Genomic DNA, 3,018 nt, shown 5'->3' on the forward strand with positions numbered 1-3,018 from the left:
GTTTTGGATTTGATTATCTTTATCAGTCCAGATGGACAGATTATTGATGCCAATGAAGCAGCAGTGAAGCGTTATGGCTATACCCGAGAGGAATTAACGCAGATGTATGTCCACAATTTACGTCTGCCTGAGGATCGATTAACTGTACCAGACTTTCTGCAAAAGGCACAGAAAGGCCTCCAGCTTGAGCTCCAACATGTTTGTAAAGATGGCAGTGTTTTTCCGATCGAAATTAGCGCCAAGGGTGCAACTTCAAATGGCAAACCTATCATTATAAGCTTAATTCGAGATATTACAAAAAGGAAAAATGCAGAAGCAGCGATTTGGCTGGAGAAAGAACGGGCCCAAGTCACCCTGGAGTCCATCGGGGATGCGGTGATCACCACGGACGTTTATGGGAATGTGGAGTATCTGAATCCGATTGCGGAGACATTAACTGGGTGGAAAAATACGGAAGCTACTGGCCTTTCCTTAGAAGAGGTCTTTCGGATAGTTAATGAAGAAACACGTGAACCGGTTGAAAGTCCGATTATTAGGTGTCTCAAAGAAGGGCGTATTGTCGGGCTGGCAAACCATACCGTCTTGATTAGTCGTATGGGCCATACCATCGCCATTGAGGACTCAGCTGCCCCGATTCGCGACCGCAACAGGGTGGTGATCGGAGCAGTACTAGTTTTTCACGATGTTAGCGACAAGCGAAATCTCATGAAAGAAATGGCGTATCAAGCCCATCATGATGCCCTAACTGGGCTTCCGAACCGTCTCCTTTTTAATGAACATTTAAATCTGGCCTTGTCACATGCGAGACGCAAGCAGGGTAAGCTGGCAGTTTTGTTCTTAGACTTGGACCGCTTCAAACTCATTAATGATACGATGGGGCATAGTCTCGGTGACCTACTGCTTAATGTCGTAGCAGAGCGCATTCGTGAAATTCTGCGCGAAGGAGATACACTTGCCAGACAAGGTGGAGATGAATTTTTGATTCTCCTCGCTGAGATTAGTAATGAACATGAAGTAGTCAAGGTTTCAGAACGAATTTTGGGCGTATTTGCTCACCCTTTAATGCTGGATGGTAATGAAGTTTACATGAGTACGAGTATTGGGATCAGCCTTTATCCGAGCGATGGCAGCGATTTGGAGACCTTGGTGAAACAAGCGGATACGGCGATGTACTATGCTAAGGAACAAGGGCGAAACAATTATCAATTCTTCATGACTGGGCTTAATATAAAGGCCAACGACCGGCTTTCAATTGAAAACAGTCTTCGTAAGGCTTTAGAGCGGGGAGAGTTTGTCCTTCATTATCAACCTCAGGTGGATTTGGAAAGCGGGTTTATAGTAGGCATGGAGGCCCTGATTCGCTGGAATGCAAACGATCGGGGAATGGTTTCCCCGGCAGTGTTTATTCCTATAGCGGAGGAAACTGGTTTAATTGTACAGATAGGAGAATGGGTTCTAAGGACCGCTTGCGCTCAGAATGTGGTTTGGCAAGAACAAGGGTATCCGTTTTTGCGTATGGCAGTCAATATCTCAGCGCGGCAATTTCGCGAACCAAATTTTATTAAGACAGTGGAGGGAATCTTGCAAGAAATTGGCATGGACCCTCAGTGGCTGGAACTCGAGATCACGGAAAGCATTGCCATGGAAAACGGCGAAGCTTCGGTTGCAATGCTAAGTTCTTTTAAAGAGTTAGGTATTCGGATTTCTATTGATGATTTTGGAACCGGATTTTCTTCACTTAATTATTTACGGCGTATGCCGATTGATACGTTGAAAATAGATCAGTCCTTTATTCAGGATATCAGCATCGGTGAAAATGGCGAGGAAGTAGTTACGGCCATTATTCAGCTCGCAAAAAACCTCCGTTTAAAAGTGATCGCCGAAGGAGTGGAAACGAATACTCAATGCTCTTTTCTCAAGAACAAGCAGTGTAATGAAATGCAGGGCTTCCTCTTTAGCAAGGCGGTTACCTCTGAAGAAATGGAGAAGTTATTTGATCAGCCCTTAAATAAATAGGATTACGTTGTCAATAAAAGCCGGGTACATGCTCAGTCATGTGCCCGGTTTTCAACATGGGGGAGGAAGTGGAGAAAGTGGAGAAAGTTGGAGGAAGTGTCTTAGCCCGTTCGCACACGCTGCATTGCTATTCGCTTGACGATGTTGCTAAAACTCAAAACCTCCAGGCTGTTCTGCATGTGAACCGTTGAGTTTCTTAACGCAAAATCGTCTGCGCTCATTGACGCAATTCCGCTAAAGTGCTTCTCTAAGCTAAGAAACTTCCTCTAGGCTTGGGTCGCCGGGGACTTGGGACGACGGAGGATTCGGTACACTAAAATTATGTTGTAAAGATTTTATCTTTACCTTGTATATATTTTGAGGTACATTGTATATACTGAGTAGTGAAAGGGGTGTTTCTAATGGCACAAACAAGTATCAATATCCGTATGGATGAAGATTTGAAGAAACAAGTAGAGTATCTTTTTTCCGAATTTGGCATGAATATGAGTACCGCATTTACAGTTTTTGCAAAGGCAGTTGTACGAGAGAAAAGAATACCTTTTGAGATTTCGGCTGTAGCAGATGACTTTTACAACGAATACAACCAAGACCGCATTAAAAAGGCTCTTGCCGATATTAAAGCAGGTAAAGGAGTTGCTCACGAGTTGATAGAGGAGAGTGATGAATAAGATATGGCACGATGAAGCGTGGGAAGATTATCTCTATTGGCAGACTCAGGATAAAAAAACGTTAAAGAGAATCAACCAATTGCTTAAAGACATTGACCGTAACGGTTATGATGGTATAGGAAAACCTGAGCCATTGAGGACGATAAAATTATCATCTTGCAATGTAGAACTCATTACAAGGATAAATAACATGGACATAAAAACCAGGGAAGCCACCCTGTTTTTTATTGTCCATGCTCGAATTGAGTACCATAAGAGAGGTTATGTTAGCAAAGGCCCCCTCATCCGTTTGGAACGAGGGGGCTTCAATAATTGTGGTTTTATTAAACGT

General features: G+C 43.5%; 3 protein-coding genes. All 3 read left to right on the top strand.

The annotated features are described in order from the left end of the window. A partial coding sequence (locus DOT_RS07495) for a bifunctional diguanylate cyclase/phosphodiesterase (protein WP_009616523.1) occupies positions 1–2,016 on the top strand: 2,016 nt, incomplete at its 5' end. A 401-nt stretch (positions 2,017–2,417) separates the two neighbouring features. Next, positions 2,418–2,687: a type II toxin-antitoxin system RelB/DinJ family antitoxin gene (locus tag DOT_RS07500; protein WP_009616527.1), complete on the top strand. Its 270-nt coding sequence runs from the start codon at positions 2,418–2,420 to the stop codon at positions 2,685–2,687. Continuing rightward, positions 2,680–3,018: Txe/YoeB family addiction module toxin (locus DOT_RS32640; protein WP_009616529.1), on the top strand; the 339-nt coding region annotated here is incomplete at its 3' end. The genes DOT_RS07500 and DOT_RS32640, both read left to right, overlap by 8 nt.

It is taken from the genome of Desulfosporosinus sp. OT (assembly GCF_000224515.1).
Taxonomy (GTDB): Bacteria; Bacillota; Desulfitobacteriia; order Desulfitobacteriales; family Desulfitobacteriaceae; genus Desulfosporosinus.